General features: G+C 66.1%; 22 protein-coding genes and 2 tRNA genes. 3 read left to right on the top strand and 21 right to left on the bottom strand.

The window, feature by feature from the left end; genetic code table 11:
• Position 1 precedes the first annotated feature (1 nt).
• A complete protein-coding gene (locus F3I62_RS17085) occupies positions 2–889 on the bottom strand; it encodes an NAD(+) kinase (protein WP_160490847.1) in 888 nt (295 codons plus the stop codon).
• An 84-nt stretch (positions 890–973) separates the two neighbouring features.
• Between F3I62_RS17085 and F3I62_RS17080 the strand changes: the two genes are divergently transcribed.
• Positions 974–1921: a DUF1853 family protein gene (locus tag F3I62_RS17080; protein WP_160490846.1), complete on the top strand. Its 948-nt coding sequence runs from the start codon at positions 974–976 to the stop codon at positions 1919–1921.
• A 127-nt stretch (positions 1922–2048) separates the two neighbouring features.
• Here F3I62_RS17080 and F3I62_RS17075 read toward each other — a convergent pair whose 3' ends face one another.
• The 5 genes from F3I62_RS17075 to F3I62_RS17055 all read right to left on the bottom strand — a co-directional run bounded on the left by F3I62_RS17075 (position 2049) and on the right by F3I62_RS17055 (position 8262).
• Positions 2049–3158 (bottom strand): cyclic nucleotide-binding domain-containing protein, encoded by a 1110-nt coding sequence (locus tag F3I62_RS17075; protein ID WP_160490845.1) that lies wholly within the window; start codon positions 3156–3158, stop codon positions 2049–2051.
• Between the two features lie 6 nt (positions 3159–3164).
• Positions 3165–4142 carry a 1-aminocyclopropane-1-carboxylate deaminase gene (locus tag F3I62_RS17070; RefSeq protein WP_160490844.1) on the bottom strand — a complete coding sequence of 326 codons (978 nt, stop codon included), beginning with the start codon at positions 4140–4142 and terminating at the stop codon, positions 3165–3167.
• Positions 4142–5524, bottom strand: a complete 1383-nt coding sequence (locus tag F3I62_RS17065; protein WP_160490843.1) for a chromosome partitioning protein ParA — start codon at positions 5522–5524, stop codon at positions 4142–4144. Before F3I62_RS17065 ends, F3I62_RS17070 begins: the two co-directional genes overlap by 1 nt.
• A gap of 208 nt (positions 5525–5732) precedes the next feature.
• Positions 5733–6164, bottom strand: coding sequence for a nuclear transport factor 2 family protein (locus tag F3I62_RS17060; protein ID WP_160490842.1), 432 nt, complete (start codon positions 6162–6164; stop codon positions 5733–5735).
• 64 nt (positions 6165–6228) lie between these two features.
• Positions 6229–8262: an NADPH-dependent 2,4-dienoyl-CoA reductase gene (locus F3I62_RS17055; RefSeq protein ID WP_160490841.1), complete on the bottom strand. Its 2034-nt coding sequence runs from the start codon at positions 8260–8262 to the stop codon at positions 6229–6231.
• Positions 8263–8410: 148 nt separating this feature from the next.
• Here F3I62_RS17055 and F3I62_RS17050 point away from each other — a divergent pair, with 148 nt between their 5' ends.
• Positions 8411–9388 (top strand): hydrolase, encoded by a 978-nt coding sequence (locus F3I62_RS17050; RefSeq protein ID WP_160490840.1) that lies wholly within the window; start codon positions 8411–8413, stop codon positions 9386–9388.
• Positions 9385–10422, top strand: coding sequence for an AraC family transcriptional regulator (locus tag F3I62_RS17045; protein WP_160490839.1), 1038 nt, complete (start codon positions 9385–9387; stop codon positions 10420–10422). The genes F3I62_RS17050 and F3I62_RS17045 overlap by 4 nt, the downstream gene beginning before the upstream one ends.
• A 240-nt stretch (positions 10423–10662) precedes the next feature.
• Here F3I62_RS17045 and F3I62_RS17040 read toward each other — a convergent pair.
• From F3I62_RS17040 to F3I62_RS16970, 15 genes are all read right to left on the bottom strand, one after another.
• Positions 10663–10739 (bottom strand) — tRNA-Asp (locus tag F3I62_RS17040).
• Positions 10740–10776: 37 nt separating this feature from the next.
• A tRNA-Val gene (locus tag F3I62_RS17035) sits at positions 10777–10852 on the bottom strand.
• Between the two features lie 187 nt (positions 10853–11039).
• Positions 11040–11564, bottom strand: coding sequence for a type II secretion system protein M (locus F3I62_RS17030; protein WP_256667804.1), 525 nt, complete (start codon positions 11562–11564; stop codon positions 11040–11042).
• Positions 11561–12706 (bottom strand): type II secretion system protein GspL, encoded by a 1146-nt coding sequence (gene gspL / locus F3I62_RS17025; RefSeq protein WP_160490838.1) that lies wholly within the window; start codon positions 12704–12706, stop codon positions 11561–11563. Before gspL ends, F3I62_RS17030 begins: the two co-directional genes overlap by 4 nt.
• Positions 12703–13668 (bottom strand): type II secretion system minor pseudopilin GspK, encoded by a 966-nt coding sequence (gspK, locus tag F3I62_RS17020; protein WP_160490837.1) that lies wholly within the window; start codon positions 13666–13668, stop codon positions 12703–12705. Before gspK ends, gspL begins: the two co-directional genes overlap by 4 nt.
• Positions 13665–14366, bottom strand: coding sequence for a type II secretion system minor pseudopilin GspJ (gspJ, locus tag F3I62_RS17015; RefSeq protein ID WP_160490836.1), 702 nt, complete (start codon positions 14364–14366; stop codon positions 13665–13667). The genes gspK and gspJ overlap by 4 nt, the downstream gene beginning before the upstream one ends.
• The gene (gspI, locus tag F3I62_RS17010; RefSeq protein WP_160490835.1) at positions 14363–14752 is read right to left on the bottom strand and encodes a type II secretion system minor pseudopilin GspI; all 390 of its coding nucleotides are present in this window, start codon (positions 14750–14752) and stop codon (positions 14363–14365) included. Before gspI ends, gspJ begins: the two co-directional genes overlap by 4 nt.
• On the bottom strand, positions 14749–15285 hold the full coding sequence (gspH, locus tag F3I62_RS17005; protein WP_160490834.1) for a type II secretion system minor pseudopilin GspH: 537 nt from the start codon (positions 15283–15285) through the stop codon (positions 14749–14751). The genes gspI and gspH overlap by 4 nt, the downstream gene beginning before the upstream one ends.
• Positions 15286–15291: 6 nt before the next feature.
• Positions 15292–15714: a type II secretion system major pseudopilin GspG gene (gene gspG / locus F3I62_RS17000; RefSeq protein ID WP_160490833.1), complete on the bottom strand. Its 423-nt coding sequence runs from the start codon at positions 15712–15714 to the stop codon at positions 15292–15294.
• A 5-nt stretch (positions 15715–15719) separates the two neighbouring features.
• Complete coding sequence (gene xcpS / locus F3I62_RS16995; protein ID WP_160490832.1) at positions 15720–16934, bottom strand: GspF family T2SS innner membrane protein variant XcpS; 1215 nt, start codon at positions 16932–16934, stop codon at positions 15720–15722.
• Positions 16934–18445 (bottom strand): type II secretion system ATPase GspE, encoded by a 1512-nt coding sequence (gspE, locus tag F3I62_RS16990; protein ID WP_160490831.1) that lies wholly within the window; start codon positions 18443–18445, stop codon positions 16934–16936. The genes xcpS and gspE overlap by 1 nt, the downstream gene beginning before the upstream one ends.
• 529 nt (positions 18446–18974) lie before the next feature.
• A complete protein-coding gene (locus F3I62_RS16985; protein WP_160490830.1) occupies positions 18975–19394 on the bottom strand; it encodes a hypothetical protein in 420 nt (139 codons plus the stop codon).
• Positions 19395–19433: 39 nt separating this feature from the next.
• The gene (locus F3I62_RS16980; RefSeq protein ID WP_160490829.1) at positions 19434–20219 is read right to left on the bottom strand and encodes a hypothetical protein; all 786 of its coding nucleotides are present in this window, start codon (positions 20217–20219) and stop codon (positions 19434–19436) included.
• Positions 20212–20505, bottom strand: a complete 294-nt coding sequence (locus tag F3I62_RS16975; RefSeq protein ID WP_160490828.1) for a hypothetical protein — start codon at positions 20503–20505, stop codon at positions 20212–20214. The genes F3I62_RS16980 and F3I62_RS16975 overlap by 8 nt, the downstream gene beginning before the upstream one ends.
• Positions 20492–21175, bottom strand: a complete 684-nt coding sequence (locus F3I62_RS16970; protein WP_160490827.1) for a transposase — start codon at positions 21173–21175, stop codon at positions 20492–20494. Before F3I62_RS16970 ends, F3I62_RS16975 begins: the two co-directional genes overlap by 14 nt.
• Positions 21176–21223: the final 48 nt, after the last annotated feature.

The raw sequence follows: 21223 nt of genomic DNA, 5'->3' as shown, positions 1-21223 counted from the left end.
GTCAGTCCTGCCCACCGAGGCGGCTGCCCCAGCCGAGCTTGGTGCGGCAGGCCTCGTAGTAGTTGTGGTCGAGTGGGTGGATCAGGCGCAGCTTCTGCGGCTTCTTGGCCACCGTGATGGTGTCGCCGGGCGCGCAGGTGAAGTGGTTCTGGCCGTCGCAGGAGACCAGCGGGTAGATCGGCAGGTCGGCGGCCACCACCACCTTCAGCTCGCTGTTGCCGTCGACCACGATCGGCCGGCTGGACAGCGTGTGCGGGTACATCGGCACGATGACCATGGCGTCCAGCTTGGGGTGCATGATCGGCCCGCCGGCGGACAGCGAATAGGCGGTGGAGCCGGTCGGGGTGGCGATGATCAGGCCGTCGGCCTTCTGGCTGCAGACGAACTGGCCGTCGATGTACAGCTCGAATTCGATCATCTTGGTCGACTTGCCCGGGTGCAGCACCACGTCGTTGAGCGCGTCGCCCTGGCCGATGGCTTCGCCGTGGCGACGCACTTCGGCCTCCAGCAGGAAGCGGCTCTCTTCGAGGAAGTTGCCTTCGAGCACCTCGGCGACCTTCACTTCCAGCTCGTCCGGACGAATGTCGGTGAGAAAGCCCAGGCTGCCGCGGTTGATGCCAAGCACCGGGATCTGGTGGCGGGCCAGGGCGCGCGCGGCGCCGAGCATGCTGCCGTCGCCGCCGACCACTATCACCAGGTCGCAGAATTCGCCCAGCAGCTTGCGCGACGAGGTCTGCAGACCGTGACCGGGCAAGGCCTCGGCGATGGTGTCTTCGAGGATCACGTGCAGATGACGTTCGAGCAGGAAGTTTTTCAGGCGGCGAATGGTATCGAGCGCCTGGGAGCTGCCCAGACGACCGATGATGCCGATATTGCGAAATTGCTCCATGGGGCGCTCTGCAACGGGAGGAATGCCCGGATTATGGGCGAAAGGCCGGCACAGCGGCAAACCGGCCTCGGCTATGCTCGGCAAATGAACAGCCTGCCCCTGCTCGACGAACTGCTCGGCCAGCTGCGCCAGCCCCAGGTACGCGACCTGGCCTGGACCCTGCTCGCCCCGCCACTGCTGCACGGTGACGCGCAGCTGCCACTGCGCCACCCGCTGGCCGCCAGCATCTGGCTAGCCGAGCCGCAACACCTGGGCGAATGGCTGCTGCGCCAGGAACACGACTGCAGCGCCCTGCAGCACTTTCTCGCGGGCGGCTCCAGCCGCCTGGGGCGCTACTACGAACGCCTCTGGCAATTCGCCCTGCAGGCGGTGCCGGATGTGCAGCTGCTGGCCGCCAACCTGGCGATCCGCGCCCAGGGCAAAACCCTCGGAGAACTGGATCTGCTGCTGCGCGATACTGACGGCGTGCATCACCTGGAACTGGCGATCAAGCTCTACCTCGGGCCACGCCGGCATCCCGGCGAAGACCCCGACCACTGGCTGGGTCCGGCCAGTGAGGATCGCCTGGGGCTCAAGCTGCAGCACATGGCCGGGCACCAGCTGCCGCTTTCGGCAACGCCGCAGGCACGCAGCGCCTTGGCCGGCATCTGCCAGGAACCACCGCGCCCCGGCATGTGGCTGAGCGGCTACCTGTTCTACCCCTGGGCAAGCGACTGCCAGGCGCCGGTCGGCGCCGATTCGCAGCACCTGCGCGGGCGCTGGCTGCATCGGCGGGAATGGACGACTTTCACCGAACGGGATACAGATGCGCACTGGCAGGTTCTGCCGCGCCAGGCCTGGCTGGCGCCGGCACGCCTGGAGGCGGATCAGCTGTGGGGCGCCGGCCGCTTGGCCGACTGGCTGCAGCAGTTGCCTGCCGACGCCCCCGCGCAACTGCTGGTGCGCCTGCAGCCGGGTGCCGATGGTGACTGGCGGGAAGCCGAGCGAGCCTTCCTCGTCAGTGACGACTGGCCGAACCGCGCCTATCCATAGAAGAGCGCCGGTGGCCAGCGCGCCCCATCGCCGTAATGCTGGGGAAGCGCAGCATGATCCGCCCTACCCCGGCTGAACGTCCGCATAGGCTGGAAAACTGCGCAGCAGCCCCCATCAGCTCCGTCGCTCAGTGACTGCGTTCGGTGCGCCCGCCGGAGCGTGCCAGGTAACCGGGGCCGCTCTCGCACAACAGGGCATCGCGCTGGATCGGCGGCAAGGCATCCAGGCCATCACGCAGGGCGTAGGCGCTGAAGCCCAGCTGCGAGAGCAGAAATACCGCGCTGGCGCTGCGCTTGCCGCTGTCGCAGTAGCACAGGTAGGTCCTGGCCTTGTCCAGCAGGCGCGCCTTCAGGCGCAGCAGGTGCAGGGGCATGTTCAGGCTGTGCTGGGCATGGGAGCGTTCGTACTCGTCCTGCAGACGCACGTCCAGCCACTGCGCGCCGCTGCCGAGCAAACGCGCGGCCTCGCCGAAGGACACCTCGTCGACCACCGGCGCCTTGAGCAAGGCGAAGAAGTCCTGGCGATCCAGGCGCAGCACCACGCCGGGCTCCAGCAGGGTCACGCTGGCATTGCGCGGCAGGTCAGAAAGCAGCGCCTCCTCGCCGAAGCAGGAGCCGATCTCCAGTTCAGCCAGCACCTGGCGGGCACTGCCGGCACCGCGAATCACCTCGGCGCGCCCGCTCTTGAGGAAGTAGCAGCAGTCGCCCGTCTCGCCCTCGACCAGCACCCGGCTGCCGGCTGGCAGGTCGATCGGGTGCAGGCGCTCGAGCATCTCGCGCACGTTGGCCGGCGGCACCTTGGCGAATAGCGGGTTTTCCAGCAGGCGCTCCAGCCATTCGCTGTCTTCGCCATTGCCAGACAGTTCCAGCAGCAGGTCCTGGTAGGCCAGGCGCCAGGTCAGCAGCCGCCCCAGGGTGGCGCTGTCCAGCGCCAGCACGCTGGCATCGCTCAGCGCCCGAGCCTCGTGCAGGCGCGGCAGGCTCGGCGACAGCGGGTGGCAACTGGCGGCCGTGCCGGCCTGCAGACGCTCTTGCTGGCCATCCGCCGCGCGCAGCAGCAGTTCGCCGGAGAGCAGGTAATAGGTGGTGCGCGCCTGGTCGCCCTGGCGGAACAGCAGCTGCCCGGCCAGCACGTGCTGCGGCACCAGCTGGCTGCGCAACTCCCGCCACTGCTGCTCGGACAACACGTTGAGCGGGGTGAAGCTGCGCAACTGCTCGGGGTTCAGGGGCTCGCTCATCAGAACCTATCCTTTGATTGTGCTTGCTGGCGCCACGCCTCGGCGGCCGGCCAGATCCTGCAGGCGCTGCGCCACGGGCCGGCGCCCTTGCAGCCCACCCGTGTGCAGGAACAACAGGCGGGTACCTGGGGCAAAGTAACCGGCCTCAACCTCGCTGCGCAATGCCAGCAGCGCTTTCGCCGTGTAGACCGGCTCCAGCGGCACGCCAGCCTCGGCCTCCGTGGCCAGCAGGAAAGCCAGCAGCTCATCGTCGATCCGGGCGAAACCACCGCGACTGGCATCCAGCAGACGATAACCGGCATCGCCCTGGCCGGCCGCCCCCAGCAACCCGGCCACGGTGCTTTCCACACCATGCCCGGCGGGTACGGCCATGGCGCCATGCACCGGGCGGCCACCGCCCTCGGCCAGTACCAGCCCGGCCAGGGTGGTACCCGTGCCGGCCGCCAGCCACCAGCCCTGGTAGTCGGCCCAGCCCAGCTGCGCCAACTGCTGGCGGGCCAGCTCGACGATGGCGGCACAGGCCTGCGCCGCCGGCAGCCCGGCACCGCCTTCGGGTACCGGCTGCAGCTGCGGGTAACGCGCAAGCCAGGGTGCCCAGAAGTCCGGGCGATGACGCGCGCGATAGCCGCCGTAGCCCAGCCAGTGCAACTGCATGCCCAGGGCCTGCAGATCGCGGCTGGTCGGGGTGTCCTGCGGCTCACCGCGCAGCAGCCCCACCGTGGTGAAGCCGAAGCGCCGACCGGCGGCTGCCAGGGCATGCAGATGATTGGAGTGGGCCCCGCCCAGGCTGATCAGGCCTTCAGCCCCGGCAGCTGCGGCGGCGTGCAGGTGCGGCTGCAGCTTGAACCACTTGTTGCCGGAAACCAGCGGATCGAGCAGATCGAGACGCAGCACCGCGACCTCGACGGCGGCGGCACTCAGCCAGTGCAGGGATAACGGCTGCAGGGGCGCGCCGGGCGCCCAGTGCGGGACACGCAGCGGCACTAGCCGACGGTGCGCAGTCGGCTGCCAGCCTTGTGCCGGGCACAGCAGTTGGAGTCGCCGATGATGAAGCGGCTGGGGGTTTCCACCCGGTCGATCGGCATGGCGCAACGGGAGCCGGAAGGCAGGCTGGCCTCGCAGGTCGGCTGCTGGTAGTGGCTCAGCCACTGGCGGTACTGCGCCTCGGAAACGAAGCACTTGGCCGCGGCGTAGCTCATCGGATTGTCCTGGTAACGGGCAATGTCCTGCAGCGGAATGGTCAGGTGGCCGGCGCCCGGGTGATAGACCACGAACACCACGCCGAGCTTGGCCAGACGCTCGAGAATCTGCTCGCCGCCCTGGCTGGCGAACTCGTCGCGCTCACGCTTGAGGCGCTCCAGCTCCTGCTGCAATTGCGCATCCTGCTCGCTGCGGTAGGCCAGTTCGACATCGCGCACGGCCACCTGTTCCTTGTATTCGGCCACCGCCGCGGCAACCTTGGCCTGCAGCTCGCTCTCGAACTGCGAGCGCAGGATGTCCACCTCGGTACGCCCGTGGCGCTCCAGGGCGCGCAGCTGCTGGGTCATTTCCTCGCGATTCTTCTGCAGGATATCGCCCTGGCCGTTCAGCTGTTCCTTCAGGCTGGCATTCAGCTCCTCCTGCTGGCGCAGCGCCTGGTGCAGGTTGTGGACTTCGGTCTGCAAGGCGCGCTGCTGTTCCTCGCCGGCCAGCTTGAGGCGCGCCAGCTCCTCTTCATACTGCTTGCCCAGGGTGCTGATGCGCAGGCGCTGCTGCTTGATCAGCTGGGCGGTCTTCAGGCGATGCTCCTGGTCCTTGCGCTCGGCCTGCTGCTGGGCCTGCTGCTGGGCCGCATCGCGCTCGGGATCGGGCGCCTGCCACTTGTCCTCGGCGACCATGTGCAGGCGCTCGGGCAGCACCACGGCGGTCGAATCGTCATCTACCAGAATGCCCAGGGCATTGCGCTTGACCGCATCGCGCAACAGCACCAGGTCGTTCTTGCCGGGGGCCAGGCTCGGGTCCCACAGGTGCATCTGGTGCCAGGACACCGGGCACTGGCTGCGGCAGGCCAGACGGATCGGCCCGGCACCCAGGTCCGGGCCGCGCCCGGCATTGTCGGCGAGATGGCGCAACGGCAGGTTCCAGCCCTTATCGGCGGCGCCCTTGTTGTCGAAATCCAGATAGAAGAACACCACGGCGCGAATCATCAGGCGCGGGTTGATCAGCAGGTAGGCCATGCGCACCTGCTCGTCGGCGAACTCGGGCATGTTCACCACGCCATCGAGCAGAGCCTCGAATTCAGGGAAAAACATCTCCTTGCAGACACCGCGCTGTTCAGTGAAGAACATCACGGCTTCGACCATCTGCGGCTTGTTCTGCATGCTCATGACGTTCCTCGCGGCACCCGGCTGATACTTACTGTCTTGCGGGCCTTCTTCCTGGGCACGCGAAAGCGGTAAAACAGGCACTGCTCCTTGCCTCGGGCAAGTCTAGGGGAAAATGCAAAGCGGGCAATGTGATTGGGTTGGCAGTCACCCTGCCAGCTGGCCGCGAACAGCCATCGGCAAGGTGAAACTGTGATGCGGTCGGGGGCTATCAGGCCGGTTTGCGTGCCAGGAAAGGCGCCAGGCGCCGCCCCATCTCCTCGCCGAGGGCCTGCAGGCCGCTCATCGGGCGGATCATCACCTCGAACTCGACGATCTTGCCGCTCTCGTCGAAGCGGATCATGTCGATGCCCTTGAGCTCGCGCTCACCCACCTTGGCGCTGAACTCCAGCACCACGCTCAAGCCATCGGCGCTGGCCAGCTCGCGGTGGTAGGCGAATTCCTGGAACACCTGCAGCACGGTGTTGAGGATCAGGTTGACCATCGGCGCGCCGGGATAGGGGGTGTGCGCCATCGGCGAGCGGAACACCGCCTGCGAGTGCAGCAGCTCGGGCAGCTGGCGCAGATCCTGGGCGGCAACGAACTGGTGCCAGCGCTGCAGGCTGGCAGCCGCGGCCGGTTGCAAGTGAAGATCGGTGGACATGGGTTTCTCCTTGTTATTGTCAGCCACATGCAAAACGCCCCGCACTAGGCGGGGCGTTTGTCGGTCAGAGTTCGGCGGCGAGGCGCGAACCCTGGTTGATCGCCCGTTTGGCGTCCAGCTCGGCGGCCACGTCGGCGCCGCCGATCAGGTGCACGCTCTGCCCGGCAGCCACCAGGCCGTCCTGCAGCTCGCGCAGCGGGTCCTGGCCGGCACAGACGATCACGGTATCCACCGGCAGCACCTGCGGTTCGCCCTCGGCGATGCGGATATGCAGGCCGGCGTCGTCGATCTTCAGGTACTCGACCGAGTTGAGCATCTGCACGTTCTTGTTCTTCAGACCGGTGCGGTGGATCCAGCCGGTGGTCTTGCCCAGGCCGTCGCCGACCTTGGACTTCTTGCGCTGCAGGAGGAACACCTGGCGCGCCGCCGGATGCACCTCGGCCTTGATCCCGGCCACGCCACCACGGGCCTCCAGCGCGCCGTCGATGCCCCACTCCTTCCAGAAGGCCTCGCGGTTCTGGCTGGTCGCCTCGCCCTGGTGAGTAATGAACTCGGACACGTCGAAGCCGATGCCGCCGGCACCGATCACCGCGACCTTCTGCCCGACCGGCTTGCGCTGCAGGATGGCATCCAGGTAGCTGATCACCTTCGGGCTGTCGATGCCTTCGATGGCCGGGGTACGCGGGGCGATACCGGTGGCCAGGATGATCTCGTCGAAGCCGCCCTTGGCCAGCTCGTCGGCCGACACGCGGGTGTTCAGGCGCAGGTCGACGCCGGTGGTTTCCAGCTTCTTCTTGAAGTAGCGCAGGGTCTCGTAAAACTCTTCCTTGCCCGGCACGCGCTTGGCCACGTTGAACTGGCCGCCGATCTCGCCGGCCGAGTCGAACAGGGTCACGCTGTGGCCGCGCTCCGCAGCGACGGTTGCGGCGGACAGCCCGGCCGGGCCGGCACCGACCACGGCGATCTTCTTCACGGTGGTGACCGGAATGTAGTTCAGCTCGGTCTCGTGGCAGGCGCGCGGGTTGACCAGGCAGCTGGTCAGCTTGCCGCCGAAGGTGTGGTCCAGGCAGGCCTGGTTGCAGCCGATGCAGGTGTTGATCTCGTCGCTGCGACCGGCGGCGGCCTTGTTGACGAAGTCCGGGTCGGCGAGGAACGGACGGGCCATGGACACCATGTCGGCATCGCCTTCGGCCAGCACCTGCTCGGCGACTTCCGGGGTATTGATGCGGTTGGTGGTGATCAGCGGAATGCCGACTTCGCCACGCAGCTTGGCGGTGACCTTGGTGAAGGCCGCGCGCGGCACCTTGGTGGCGATGGTCGGGATACGCGCCTCGTGCCAGCCGATACCGGTGTTGATCAGGGTCGCACCGGCCTTCTCGATGGCCTTGGCCAGCAGGACGATCTCGTCCCAGGTGCTGCCGCCTTCGACCAGATCGAGCATCGACAGGCGGTAGATGATGATGAAGTTCGGGCCCACGGCCTCACGCACGCGGCGCACGATATCCACCGGCAGGCGCATGCGGTTCTCGTAGCTGCCGCCCCAGCGGTCGGTACGCTGGTTGGTGTGGGCGGCGAGGAACTGATTGATGAAGTAGCCTTCCGAACCCATGATCTCGACGCCGTCGTACTCGGCCTGCTGGGCCAGCACGGAGCAGTTGATGAAGTCCTGGATCTGCTTCTCGATGCCTTCCTCGTCCAGCTCGCGCGGCTTGAACGGGTTGATCGGCGCCTGGATGGCGCTCGGCGCCACGGATTTCGGGCTGTAGGCATAGCGACCGGCATGCAGGATCTGCATGCAGATCTTGCCGTCCGCCTCGTGCACCGCGCGGGTGACGATCTTGTGCTTCTCGGCTTCCTCGACCGTGGTCAGCTTGGCCGCGCCGGAGTACACGCCGCCCTCCTCGTTCGGGCCGATGCCGCCGGTGACCATCAGGCCGACGCCGCCGCGGGCGCGCTCGGCGAAGTAGGCCGCCATGCGCTCGAAGCCGTTCGGCTTCTCTTCCAGGCCGGTGTGCATCGAGCCCATCAGGGTACGGTTCTTCAGGGTGGTGAAGCCGAGATCGAGCGGCGCCAGCAGGTGCGGGTAGTGAGCGGTCATGGAGTTCTCCAGAGCAGGCTTGAACAGTTCACGGGGTGCCGCGGTCTCAACAGGACTGCGGTCGGTTATGCAGCAGAAGATAAAGAGCGGCAGGCAGGCACTCAATGATCAAAACTGACAAGTTATTGATCAAAACGAGCAGCCCGACTTGGCTTTGCCGGCCCACTCCCCTACCCTGAGCGACGAACCCATCATCATCACCGCCATGCGTACTCTGCTCCTCCTGCTGCTCGCCGCCCTCCTGCTCGGCCTCGGCGGCGCCTACGCCTTCTGGCTGCGCGACACCCCGCCCAGCCACTACCTCACCGACTTGCGCAGCGATATCGAGCAACTGGGCGGGCCGGCCGACTGGCACGGCAACCTGCTGAGCCTCAACCCCGCCCTGTTCCCCAGCGACTACAGCAGCCCCGCACGGCTTGCCCACAAGCTCGACAGCGCCCTGCTGCATGCCCGCGACAACGGCCTGCTGACCGCGCAAACCGTGGTGGTGCTGCCTGCCCAGATCGGCACCTGGCTGCTGCTGAGCGACGAGAAGCCGCAGGTCTATGCCGCGCGCAGCCTGCGCGAAGCCCGCCCGCTGCTGGCGCTGAACAACCCGCTGAAGCTGCTGCGCAGCTGGTGGTTCAGCGAAGCGGCCTCGCTCGACGAACTGCTGCTGCGCATGAAAGCCCAGCAGGCGGCGGACGACTACCTCGAACTGTTCGCTCAGCTGGCGCGCAAGCACGCACTGACCCTGCACGCCGGCAGCATCACCCTGCCGGAGCCGCGACTGGTCGACGGACGCATCGTCACCGGCCACGGCGAGCTGCACGACTTCGGCCTGAGCTTTGCCGCCGACGGCCGCATCCTCGGCCCGGCGCGCAGCCAGACCCTGCTCGCCAGCAGCGCGGCCCCGCGGACCTTCGAACAGGTCCTGGGCGACGACCGGCTCAGCACCCGCGGCAATGGCGGCAGCGGCCCGCTGATCGAGACGGTCAGCCTGCGCCGCCAGCAGAGCACCGCGACCGGGGTGACCGTCCTGCGCGGCCGCCTGTGGCCAGTGCAAACCGACCGCCTGCAGCTGCAGCTCACCGCCGCCTCGCCGGACAGCCACAGCAAGCTGCTGAATTTCTGGATCGCCCCATGAAAGGCCGGCGCGTGCGCCTGGGCGACCTGTCCGTGGGGTTCATCCACGGCCTGAGCGCCGCCGTGCGCGAAGCGGGCCAGGATCCGGCGCCCCTGCTGGCTCAGTTCGGCCTGGACGCCGCCCGCCTGGCCGAACCCCAGGGGCGCCTGTCGATCCCGCGCTACATGCGCCTGGGTCACGCCGCCATGCAGCTGTGCAGCGACCCGGCGCTGGGCCTGGCCATGGGCCGCCTGAGCCATATGGGCCAACTCGGTCTGGCCGGGGTCACGGCGGCCCAGGCCCCGACCCTGCGTGAAGCGGCACGCGCGCTTACTCGTTTCGAGCCGCTGTACGCGCACAACTACCGCGGCCAGTCGAGCCTCCACGAGGACAGCCGCGGCGCCTGGCTGCGCTTCTACTCGATCAGCCCGTACAACGCCTATAACCGCTTCGTGGTCGACTCGGTGCTGGCCGGCTGGTACAGCCACCTGAGCCAGCTCGGCGGTAGCGCCCTGAAGGTGGAAAAGGTCGAGATCGAATTCCCCGCGCCCAGCTATGCCGAGCGCTACAGCGAGCTGTTCGGCTGTCCGGTGGAGTTCGCTGCCGGCGCCAACCAGCTGCGCCTGGAGCAACCGACCCTGGCCGGGCGCGGCCTGGCGCACTGCCCGAGCACCTGGCAGCAACTGCTGGCGCTGTGCGAACGGGAACTGGAACAGCTGACCCGCACGCGCAGCCTGGGCGAACGCATCGCCCGCCTGCTCGGGCCGCTGCTGCATGGTCGGGAACCGGATCTACAGGAAGTGGCCACGCGCCTGCAATTGCCCGTGTGGACCTTGCGGCGCAAGCTGGCCGAAGAAGGCACCCAGTACCGGGCGATTCTCAACGATACCCGCCGCGATCTGGCCATGGCCTATATCAGGGACACCGAACTGGCGTTCGGCGAAATTGCCTATCTGCTCGGCTTCGCCTCGGCAGAGGCCTTTCAGCGCGCCTTCAAGCGCTGGAGCGGGCAGACTCCGGGGGAGTTCCGCCGCAGCCAGCGCCTGCAAGCCTGACGGCCTTCACAGCTCGGTGGCGTCTTCGGCCGGCTCCGCCGGATCACGCTCATCGGCGTGGTACTCGAGCAGCTCTTCTACGTAATCATCCATTGGACTTCCTCCTGGTGTGACGATATGGCCTAAACAAGGACCATGCCAACAGCCTGAAGATTCCCGATGACAATGCGATGACGGCGAAATTTTTTTCGCCGGATGCGAAAAGCCCCCAGCTCTTGCGAGCTGAGGGCTTCTCTGATATGGCGCAGCGGACGGGACTCGAACCCGCGACCCCCGGCGTGACAGGCCGGTATTCTAACCGACTGAACTACCGCTGCGCGTCGGCCGGACTTTCGTCCGATTCTCACAAGGATATGGTGGGTGATGACGGGATCGAACCGCCGACCCTCTGCTTGTAAGGCAGATGCTCTCCCGGCTGAGCTAATCACCCGAGTAGCCTTGCGAGGTGGCGAAATTTACGCACCTGGCCGAGCTAAGTCAACACCCTGCTTGAAGTTTTTTTTCTGCGGGGTGGTTTTATCGCCGGTTCGCCAGGCCATTCGTCGACTGCCGCAAGCGTTGGCGCAGGGCACCATTCTGGTGCCGGCACGCGCCGGCATGCCCGCCAAGGGTGAGGTTCAGCTACCGCTGCGCAGCAGCAGGCGACTGCTGACCAGGTCCTTGTCGGCCCGCTCCAGCCCCGCCTCTTCGACGCGGATGCCCTGCTCGTCCAGGCTCACCAGCCACTGCAGCAAACGGCCGAACTCGGCCGGCTGCAGGCTGACCTGCACCGCACCATCGCCCTGGCTGTCCAGCCGCTCGATATTCAGCCCCTGGCTGCTGGCGCTGGCGGTGACCAGCCCTTGCAGCTGCGCCGGCTCGACGCTGACCTGCGGCTTGCCGCTGTGCGCACGCAACTGCGGTGCATGCGCCTGCAGGTACTGGTGCAGCGTGCGCTGCTGCTGCAGGTAGTTGCGCGCCTGCACCACCTGCTGCGCCGCCGGGTGCCAGAGCAGCAGGTAGAGCAGCGCCAGCAGCAGGAACAGGCCGAGCAGGCCCAGGGCCAGCCGATCCCGGGCCGCCAGGCCGCGCCAGTAGGGCAGCCAGCCCAGCATTTCCAGGCGCGCCTGCAGCGGCGCGGTCAGAGCATTGAAACGGCTCATCCATTACCCCCGATCACCAGGCGCGCACTGACGCCACTGTCCTCGCGGCTGGCCGAGCCCATCTCGACCGCCAGCCCGGCTTCCTGCAGGCGCGTGCGCAGGCGCTCCAGCGCGGCGAAGTCGCGCGCCTGCAGATTCAGCGCCAGATCGCCGCGCTGGGCATTGAAATCCAGCTGTTCGACGCGCACCTGGCCCCCCTCGGCATTGATCACCCGGGCCGCCTGATCGAGCAGACCGAGCAGCAGGTTCTGCCCGCCGCCCTCGGCCTCGGCCAGGTGCTGGTCGAACTGCGCGCGCAGGTTGATCAGCTTGCTGTCATCCGGGAACAGCTCGCGGTACAGCGCCTCGCTGGCACTGGCGTAGCCCTCGGCCTCGCGCTGCAGTTGCCAGCCCTGCACCAGGTTGAAGCCCCACTGCAGCACCAGCCACAGGCCGAGCAGCCCCAGCAGCGGCCGCCAGCGGCCCAGGCCGGTGGACGGCTCGCGCCGGGCGAAGGCGCCCTGGGCCAGATTGCCGGCGGCCTTCTGCCGGGCCAGCCAGACATAGGGCTGGGCCAGCTCGTGGCATTCGTCGACCTGCGCCGGCGCGGCCTGGCCGGTGGCCACATGGGCCACCCGCGGCGACGGGCAGAGCGCCTGCAGCTGCGGCCATTCTGCCGCCTGCAGGGCCAGGCGCGCCTCGGCGCTGCCGCCGAGCAGCCAGCGCTGGCCCAGGCAGAGCAACTGGCTGCCTTCGCCGCCGATCAGGTCGGCATCCACCTCGATAGACTGCGGCGAACACTCGCCGCACAGCGCCAGCCAGCCGGCCAGCCAGTCGCGGCGCACGGCATACACGCGCCGCCGGCCATCGGCCAGGGCTTCGCCGACGCACAGGTGGAACAGCTCCACGTCCTCGGCCAGCAGCTCCTCGACGGCGAACGGCAACGCCTTGTGCAGCCAGCGCGCCTTGGTGGTCGGCAGCTGCACGGCGCAGATGGTCACCGCCTCCACCGGCAGGATCAGGCGCCAGACCTGGTTCACCGGCGGCACGGCAGCGGCGAACGGCAGCTGCTCGACGGCATCGCCCTGCGCGCGCCGCACCGGCAACTCGGGATCGACCGCGGCACAGGCCGCCGGCGGCAGAAACAGACAAAGCGCACTCATTGCTTGGACTCCTTGACGGGCTCGGGCGGCGCAATGCCGGCTTGCCCCAGATCGCGCGCCAGGACGCGGACGCGCCCATCATTGCCGCGCTGCAGATAACTGACCAGCACCTGACGGCGCTCGCCCAGGCTGGCCTCGCTGCTCACCTGGAAATACTGGCTGCCGACCGCCAGCCCCTGGGCCGACGCCTCCACCCCGAGCTGTTGCAGGGCGTCGCCGGGGTCGCTATAGCCACCCTGGCGCTGCATGGCCAGCACCGCCTCCACCGCCTGCGGCGAAATGCCATCGTCCAGGCTGGCCAGCAGCGGAGCGCTGGCGGTATTCACGTTCAGCCCGGCCGCGGGCGGCAAGGCGCTGACGAAAGGCAGCAAGCGCCGGTATTCGGCCTCCTGCATGCCCAGCAGCAGGCGCAGCTCGGAGACTTCGCGGATCAGCCCCGGCCCGGTGCGGTAGGGCGGCTGCAGCAGCAGGTATTGGCCATCCTCGGCGCCGCTGGCGCCCTGGCTGTCCTGATCCTGGTCGAGCCAGTCCTGCAGGCGCTCGGCATAGTCGAGCGGCAACTGCAACTGCCCCAGCAGACGACGCAGGCGCTGCCGGGCGATCTCCGTGGCCTCGCCACCGGCCGCCAGGCTGTTGAGATTGAACCGCCCGGACAGGTCGACGATGCGCAGGCGCAGCTCGCCGCCTTCGTCCAGGGGAAAATTCAGCTTCGGGTTGGCCCAGGGCTCGCCCAGGTGATCCAGCGGCTGGCGCGGATCGCCCTCGCGCAGGTCGCGCTGCAGGATGGCCTTGGCCAGCAGCTCGCCACCCTCGGCGTAGTACTGCGCCTGGCGCACCAGCAACTGGTTGCCGGTGCTGCGAATGGCCAGTTGCTGGCGCAGCACCAGGCCGGTGCAGACCACGCTGACCAGGGCCACCACCAGCAGCACGGTGATCAGCGCCACCCCGCGCTGGCGGCTCATGCCGGTGGCTCCACGGCCGGCTCCTCGGGCAACAGCTCGCCGCCATCCGCCCCGCCGCTTGCATCGGGCAGCGTCTGCTGGCCGGCGGCAGCGCTTTCCGGCAGGCGCCAGAGACGTCGCAACTCGCCATAGTGGCGGTGTTCGATGACCAGCTCGAGCGCCTTGGGCAACTGGCTCAACGCCTCCTCGGCGCTGCTGTTGGCCGGCGGCCAGTTCTGCAGCCAGCGCCCGTTCTCATCGAGAAAGCGCAGTTCGAAACGCTGCACCCCGTCAAGCGCCTGCTGTACCCGTGGCTGGCTGTCCTGGGCCTGATCCAGCACCGCCCAGTAGCTGCGCTGCCACTGCTCGCCCTGCAACTGCCAGCGTACCCGCTGCAGGGTGGCCCGCGGCAGGCCCAGCGGGTTGCGCCAGCCATTGCGGGTAAATTCCAGGCTGCTGCTCTTGCCGCTGTCGCCCAGCAGCGCCGGCTGCGCATCGCCCAGCGGGTCTCGCACCGGGCGCGGCCAGACCTGCAGCAGATCGCGTTCGAAAGCGGCCATGGCCCGGGTCAGCTCGCGCAGGCGCTGTTCCTGGGCGCGCTGGCCGCGGTCGGCCTGCATCACGCTGTCGAACATGCGGTAGGTGGCCAGGCCGAGCAAGGCGAAGATGGCGATGGCGATCAGCAGCTCGAGCAGGGTGAAACCGCGGCTGCACCTCATGGCTCGCCCCCGAGGAACCCGGTCAGCGTCACCAGCGCCTGCTCCTCGACCTTGCCGCGCAGGCCGCTCTCGGGGCGCAGAGCGACCCAGACGGTGGCCCGGCGCATGCCCGGCTCGCTGGTTTCCTCCACCTCGCTCTGCCACAGCCAGCGCCGGCCGGCGTAGCTTTCCTCGCCTTGCTCGCCGCCGTCGGCCGGCAGCGTCTCGGCCAGTTGCAGCTCCTGCAGGCGATTGTCCGCCAGCCACAGGGCGAAGGTCTTGTCTTCCAGGCGCGCGGCGGTCTGCAGCGAGCGCGCGGTGGCGCTCAGCACGCTGGCGGCGACCAGGGCGAAGATGCCCAGGGCCACCAGCACTTCCAGCAGGGTGAAACCGCGCGCGCGCCTCATGGCTGCTGCCCCGAGGCTTTTTCCGCCGCGATCAGCGGCTCGCCGAAGCCGTCGCTGGAGATCAGCAGCGCCGGGGCACCGCGCTCGCGCCCGGACAGGCGCAGGCGAAACGGGCTGAGTTCGCCGCTGGAGAGGATCAGCAATTGCGGCACCGGCGTCTTCGCCGCGCCCTTGCCGGTGCGGCTGGGCAGGGTCAGGGCCTGCTCGTCCAGCTCGATGCTCAGCTCCACCCAGTCGGGCAGGCCGTGCACCCTGGCGTCGTCTTCCAGCGCCTGCCACTGACCACGCTGTGGCTCGTAGCGCAACACCTGGTAGGACTGGCGCTCGAAGCGCACACCGTATTCGCGGTTATCCAGCACGGCTTCGTCGAGCAGCACGCGCAGCAGGCCGGTCAGGCGTTCGGCTTCGTCGTGCAACTGGCGCACCGGGCTGGCGGCCATGCCACTGCCGAGCACGGCCATGCCGGTCAGGGCGCCGAGTATCACCAGCACCGCCAGCAACTCGACCAAGGTAAAGCCGCGCGCGGCCCTCATCGAGAATCAGAGATCCCAGTTGCCGATATCGGCGTCGCCGCCCTCGCCGCCTTCCTGGCCGTCGGCGCCCAGGGAGTAGAGGTCGATCTTGCCGTGGGTGCCCGGCGCCAGGTACAGGTAGGTGTTGCCCCAGGGATCGACCGGCAGCTTCTTCAGATAGCCCTCGGCGTTCCAGTTCTTCGCCGGCGGGTTGCCGCTGGGCTTCTTCACCAGCGCCTCGAGGCCCTGCTGGGTGCTCGGGTAGTTCTGGTTGTCCAGCTTGTACATGTCCAGGGCGGCGCCGATGGCGCGGATATCGTTCTGTGCCACGGTGACCTTGGCCTGGTCCGGCCGGCCCATCACCTGCGGCACCACCAGCGCGGCGAGGATTCCGAGGATCACCACCACCACCATGATTTCAATCAGCGTGAAGCCTTGTTGCTTGTGCATCGTTTTCAACCCACCAGTTGGTTCAAAGACAAAATCGGCAGAAGGATGGCCAGCACGATCACCAGCACCACCGCCCCCATGAAGACCAGCATGAACGGCTCGAACAGCCCCACCAGCAGGCCGATGGTGGCCGCCAGGTCGTTTTCCTGATTGCGCGCGGTACGCGCCAGCATCTGGTCCAGTTCGCCGGAGCGTTCGCCGCTGGCGATCATGTGCAGCATCATCGGTGGGAACTGCCGGCTGGCCTCCAGCGCCCGCGACAGGCTGCCGCCCTCGCGCACGCGCTGGGTGGCCTGGATCACGTCACCACGGATGACCCGGTTGACCACCACCTCGCTGCCAATCGCCAGCGCCTCGACCAACGGCACGCCGCTGCGCACCAGGATTGCCAGAGTCGAGGCGAAGCGCGCGGTCTCGGTGGCGCGGACCAGCCCGCCAACCAGCGGCACGCGCAGGACGAAGCCGTGCCAGCGCTGGCGCATGCCCTCCTCGCGCAGCGCCCGGCGAAAGCCCAGCACGCCAAGCACGATGAGGATCAGCGCCAGAGCGCCCCAGCCCTTGACCAGCTCGCTGACCAGAATCAGGCCACGGGTCAACGCCGGCAGGGTCTGCCCGGAGTCGATGAACACCCGCACCACGTCCGGCACCACGTAGCCGAGCAGGAAGCCGACGATGATTAGCGAGGTGATCATCAGGATCAGCGGATAGAGCAGCGCCAGCTGCACCTTCTGCCGCGACTGCTGGCGTTGCTCGGTGTAGTCGGCCAGCTGCTCCAGCACCGGGCCCAGGTGCCCGGCATGCTCGCCGGCCGCCACGGTGGCGCGGTACAGCTCGGGAAACGCCGCCGGAAACGCCGCCAGGCTGGCGGCCAGACCGTGGCCTTCGAGCACGCGGGCGCGCACGGCCAGCAGCATCGACTGGATCCGCGGCTGGCGTGACTGCGCGGCGGCGGCGCGCAAGGCTTCCTCGATCGGCAGCGCGGCGCCGATCAGGGTCGCCAGCTGGCGGGTGACCAGGGCCAGGTCGCGCGCGGCCAGCCCGCGGCGCAGGCTGAAGCCACTGCCCTGCGGCGCCTCGCGGCTGCGCATGGCTTCCACCTGCAGCGGTGCCAGTTGCTTCTCGCGCAGCAGCTGGCGTACCTGGCGGGCGCTGTCGGCTTCCAGTACGCCCTTCTGCTGGCGACCCTTGGCGTCGAGGGCGATGTATTCGAAGGCGGCCATCAGTCTTCCCGGGTGACGCGCAGCACTTCTTCCAGGGTGGTCACCCCTTCCAGCACCTTGCGCCGGCCGTCCTCGCGGATGCCGGGGCCGAGGCTGCGCGCATGGCGGGTCAGCTCCTGTTCGCCGGCGCCGTTGTGCACCAGGGTGCGCATCTGCTCGTCGAAGATCACCAGTTCGTAGATCCCGGTACGCCCGCGGTAGCCCTGCTGGTGGCACTCGCTGCAGCCCTGGGCGTGGTAGATGGTCGGCGCGGCATGCGGGTCGAGGCCGAGCAACGTGCATTCGGCCTCATCGGCCGGGCGCGCCGCGCGGCAATGCGGACAGAGCACGCGCACCAGGCGCTGGGCCAGCACGCCGAGCAAGGAGGAAGAAAGCAGGAACGGCTCGACGCCCATGTCGACCAGGCGGGTCACCGCGCCGACCGCACTGTTGGTGTGCAGGGTGGACAGCACCAGGTGGCCGGTCAGCGAGGCCTGCACGGCGATGTCGGCGGTTTCCTGGTCGCGGATCTCGCCGACCATCACCACGTCCGGGTCCTGACGGAGGATGGCGCGCAGGCCGCGGGCGAAGGTCATGTCGACACGCGGGTTGACCTGGGTCTGGCCGATGCCTTCGAGGTAGTACTCGATCGGGTCTTCGACGGTGAGGATGTTGCGCGTGCGGTCATTCAGGGTGACCAGGCCGGCGTACAGCGTGGTGGTCTTGCCCGAACCGGTGGGGCCGGTGACCAGCAGGATGCCATGGGGCTTGCGCAGGTTCTCGTCGAGCAGGCGGCGGTCGCGCTCACTCATGCCCAGGTGGGTGAGCGACAGGCGCCCGGCCTGCTTGTCGAGCAGGCGCAGGACCACCCGCTCGCCGTTGGCCGAGGGCAAGGTGGAGACGCGGATATCCACTTCGCGGCCGCCGACCTTGAGCGAGATACGCCCGTCCTGCGGCACGCGCTTCTCGGCGATGTCCAGCCGCGCCATGACCTTGACCCGCGAGACCAGCAGTGCCGCCAGTTCGCGGCGCGGCTCGATCACTTCACGGAGGATGCCGTCGACCCGAAAGCGCACCACCAGGCGTTTCTCGAAGGTTTCCAGGTGAATGTCGGAGGCGCCGGCCTTGATCGCCTCGCCGAGGATGGCGTTGATCAGGCGGATGATCGGTGCGTCGTCTTCCTGCTCCAGCAGGTCGCCGGATTCCGGGGTCATTTCCGCCAGGCTGGCCAGGTCCAGCTCGGCGCCGAGGCCTTCGGCCATCAGCCGCACTTCCGAGGAGTCGCGCTGGTAGGCGGTGGTCAGCGCCTGTTCGAATTCGGCCGGGCTCAGCCAGTGCAGCGCCAGCACCTGGCGGGCGAAGCGCTGGGCTTCCTGCAGGGCCGTCAGGCTCGCGCCTTCGCGCAGGCACAGGCTGACCTGGCCGGCGTCTTCGCGCAGCAGTACGCCATGGCGTTTGGCAAAGGCGAAGGGCAGCGGGCGCAACGGCACCACTACCGGAGCCGCTAGCGCGGCGTGAATATCGCTGGACATGCGCGGCCCCGTTCCTGAATGGCGGATTGCATCGGTTCTTATTGTTATGTGGCGCAGCAGAGCGGCCAAGTTAACGGATTCGCCGGAAAAATAAAGGCCCGCGGCTGCGCTTTGTCGCGACAGTGCGGGCAGTCACAGAACGGCACCGGATAAAAAAGGCCCCGGCATGAGCCGGGGCCTGATGGTACTGGGCGGGTTAGTACCGGTGGTCAGGGTGAGCCGATCACTATGGAAGTCGTGAGAGGCACGGGGGAACGGCTGCGCAACGGGAGTGGCTCCCACCTGGCCGTTCTGCGCGGCCTTGGCGAAGTCGGCGACCCGCAGCAGGGTCGGCTTCAGGCTTACTGCCGAGGACAGAGAGGGGAAATTGGAAAATAAATCTGGAAAATAAATCTGTCCCCTTTTCCTGGTCCCCTTTTCCTGATTGTGCAGATATAACGCGCGCCGAACTTAAAGTACGACTACGACCAGAAATTCAGCAATATGAAATGTGTATGGCCAGCACCAGATTGGAGTAAGACAAACGGCCTCAGAGCTTCTGTGCCTCACGACATAGCCAAGCGATCAACTCCTTGTCGTCGGAGAAGTCATGATTGATCGGCTCATAAATCACACAAACCTCGGGCGAGGTTTGTACCCGAAAGACCTCACCCTCTTCGAGCCTAACCGCACCCACTGGCACCTGGGCGCCTGCCGCCAATAATGGCTTGACTAAAGAGGCCAGCTCGAAGGGGTCGAAGTCAACGCTCCAGCCAATCAATAGAACCCGCTCATCCAGAAACTCCAGCACTCTCGGCCATGGCATGAACTCCAGAGCCTTATAAAGCACCTGCCATTCTGGCTCAACATCCTCGACGAACACCGGCTTATCTGGAGTAAGATTCAAAGCCAGTTTTTCTAACAATTCGAGTCGAGAACTACGAGCCAACACATAAAAGGCTATTTCCATAACTCACGCCCCTCTTGAGTCTGAGAGAAAAACGCATTACTACTGAAGGCCGGGAACAAAAAGAGACTCATCCCGCCAACTAATCCGCTGCCCCGCAGGTATCATCTGATAAAGTTCATCACAAAACTGCAAAAAAGCCGGACTCAGGTCACGTCTTGAAAAATAGCGCTGACAGAAGCCAATAAACCAAGAGTCTAAATAAGCCTCTGTTTTCTTAGGCACTGCACCAAACAGAGCTAACAGGTTCTCTTTCAAACACTCTAAATCCCCACGAGAAGCCAACCGCAACCCATTACTAAACTCAGCGTCCGCCCGATCAAACAAACACACCCCTAAGCAATATTGAACCCCCCCCTTATATGCCAAAGCGGCAAATGTAGAATTTAAGAAAGCTATTAAACAGTCCGACCCAAGCGCTCTATCCTTCTCGGGGTGTACCTGATCGTATTGATCAATAGCCAACAACATAAAAACCCAATGCTCACGCTGCAATGGGTATCTAGGAACACAAACATCCAACCAAGCGCGCAGCATATAGACTGCACGACAATTGCCATAACCCTCAAAGCGCTCAAGCACCTTGACATACTGCTCGACACCGGCCTCCGGCAGGCTCAAGCAGATATAGAAGACCTCTATACCATCGAAGCTGCCGTAGCCTTCCAGCTCCCCTTGAAAGAACAGGCGCTTGAATGCCTGAGCAAAGCTACTTGGCATATTGGCGAAGCAGTGTTCGGTCACTTTCAAAATATCGACATATAGCGCCTTGCGCTCCGCAGTCTTCAGATCTGTTCCGACTGGAAAAAACTCACTTAAATCAATCATCGTCGCACCTTAAGTCCAAGTCGATGGCGAAATCCTTAGCGGCATCGTCGACCATTTTCCGAAGATCGCCGGGAATATACTCCTCCAAATCAATATTCAGCTCCATTTCGGCCTCCGGCAGAAAGTCCAGATATTCGCTGACTTTATCCTGCGCATCATTGAATTTGTCCGTCCAACGCCAGGCAGTCTTCAGGTTGTCGACAAACTCCTGCGAGAATCCGGCTTTTTTTTCAGGATCATATCCATCAAATAATAAATTAAAGGGGACAGATTTATTTACCCCCACACGGCCGCCCCTGAGCACGCACCTCAATGCGTTTGCCGATCAATTTCTCAACTTCCTCGATAAACCTAGTGTTGCCCGTAAGTTGTCCACGCTGTAATGCATTACGAATGGTCTGCAACTCCAGCGTATCGACAGCTTGAGCGACAAACGCTTGGTAGCGCTGCCGTCTTGCCAGCTCATCAGCACCCAATGCCAGATAGCAAGGATCGCTGTCCAACCAACCTCCTCCGTCCATCCGCTGCCGATAGCTTGACCAAGAATAGTCACCAGCACCAGTTGCCATTTTGGCCCGCACAGGGTTGAGTTCGATATAGCGACAACAGGCCAGAAGATAAGTATCGGACTGCACCAAGCTGGACTTGTAGCGGCTCTCCCACAAGGTTCCGGAGCGCCCCTCCAATCGATTGCGATAGCGCGTCATCCGTGCTGCCAGCGCCTTCATCAACTGCCCCAAGCCTGTCGCAGTATCTGGTTGCAACAGCAGATGCACATGATTGGTCATCAGGCAGTAGGCGTATACCTTCACGCCGAAAGCCTGTTTCAGCTCGCGCAAATCAGCCAGGTAACGCTCATGATCCTCGCGCTGCACAAACACCACCTGCCGGTTGTGGCCGCGCTGCACGATATGGTGTGGATAATTCGGTAAAACCACGCGTCCCATCCTGGGCATGACAATATTCCTTCCTTGGCAAAGAGACTGAGCCTGGCAGGGAGCTTG

Source organism: Pseudomonas sp. R-28-1W-6 (assembly GCF_009799925.1).
Lineage (GTDB): Bacteria > Pseudomonadota > Gammaproteobacteria > Pseudomonadales > Pseudomonadaceae > Aquipseudomonas.
This window is presented reverse-complemented; position numbering and strand designations above follow the sequence as displayed.

Excerpts from the sequence above, each read along its gene's own strand:
- gspJ (WP_160490836.1), bottom strand. The coding sequence starts at position 14,366 with ATGAGGTGCAGCCGCGGTTTCACCCTGCTCGAGCTGCTGATCGCCATC.
- F3I62_RS17075 (WP_160490845.1), bottom strand. The coding sequence starts at position 3,158 with ATGAGCGAGCCCCTGAACCCCGAGCAGTTGCGCAGCTTCACCCCGCTC.
- gspE (WP_160490831.1), bottom strand. The coding sequence starts at position 18,445 with ATGTCCAGCGATATTCACGCCGCGCTAGCGGCTCCGGTAGTGGTGCCG.
- F3I62_RS17030 (WP_256667804.1), bottom strand. The coding sequence starts at position 11,564 with ATGAGCCGTTTCAATGCTCTGACCGCGCCGCTGCAGGCGCGCCTGGAA.
- F3I62_RS17080 (WP_160490846.1), top strand. The coding sequence starts at position 974 with ATGAACAGCCTGCCCCTGCTCGACGAACTGCTCGGCCAGCTGCGCCAG.
- F3I62_RS16970 (WP_160490827.1), bottom strand. The coding sequence starts at position 21,175 with ATGCCCAGGATGGGACGCGTGGTTTTACCGAATTATCCACACCATATC.
- gspL (WP_160490838.1), bottom strand. The coding sequence starts at position 12,706 with ATGAGTGCGCTTTGTCTGTTTCTGCCGCCGGCGGCCTGTGCCGCGGTC.
- F3I62_RS17055 (WP_160490841.1), bottom strand. The coding sequence starts at position 8,262 with ATGACCGCTCACTACCCGCACCTGCTGGCGCCGCTCGATCTCGGCTTC.
- F3I62_RS17065 (WP_160490843.1), bottom strand. The coding sequence starts at position 5,524 with ATGAGCATGCAGAACAAGCCGCAGATGGTCGAAGCCGTGATGTTCTTC.
- F3I62_RS16985 (WP_160490830.1), bottom strand. The coding sequence starts at position 19,394 with ATGGAAATAGCCTTTTATGTGTTGGCTCGTAGTTCTCGACTCGAATTG.
- gspH (WP_160490834.1), bottom strand. The coding sequence starts at position 15,285 with ATGAGGGCCGCGCGCGGCTTTACCTTGGTCGAGTTGCTGGCGGTGCTG.
- F3I62_RS17085 (WP_160490847.1), bottom strand. The coding sequence starts at position 889 with ATGGAGCAATTTCGCAATATCGGCATCATCGGTCGTCTGGGCAGCTCC.
- gspK (WP_160490837.1), bottom strand. The coding sequence starts at position 13,668 with ATGAGCCGCCAGCGCGGGGTGGCGCTGATCACCGTGCTGCTGGTGGTG.
- xcpS (WP_160490832.1), bottom strand. The coding sequence starts at position 16,934 with ATGGCCGCCTTCGAATACATCGCCCTCGACGCCAAGGGTCGCCAGCAG.
- F3I62_RS17045 (WP_160490839.1), top strand. The coding sequence starts at position 9,385 with ATGAAAGGCCGGCGCGTGCGCCTGGGCGACCTGTCCGTGGGGTTCATC.
- F3I62_RS16980 (WP_160490829.1), bottom strand. The coding sequence starts at position 20,219 with ATGATTGATTTAAGTGAGTTTTTTCCAGTCGGAACAGATCTGAAGACT.
- F3I62_RS17060 (WP_160490842.1), bottom strand. The coding sequence starts at position 6,164 with ATGTCCACCGATCTTCACTTGCAACCGGCCGCGGCTGCCAGCCTGCAG.
- gspG (WP_160490833.1), bottom strand. The coding sequence starts at position 15,714 with ATGCACAAGCAACAAGGCTTCACGCTGATTGAAATCATGGTGGTGGTG.
- gspI (WP_160490835.1), bottom strand. The coding sequence starts at position 14,752 with ATGAGGCGCGCGCGCGGTTTCACCCTGCTGGAAGTGCTGGTGGCCCTG.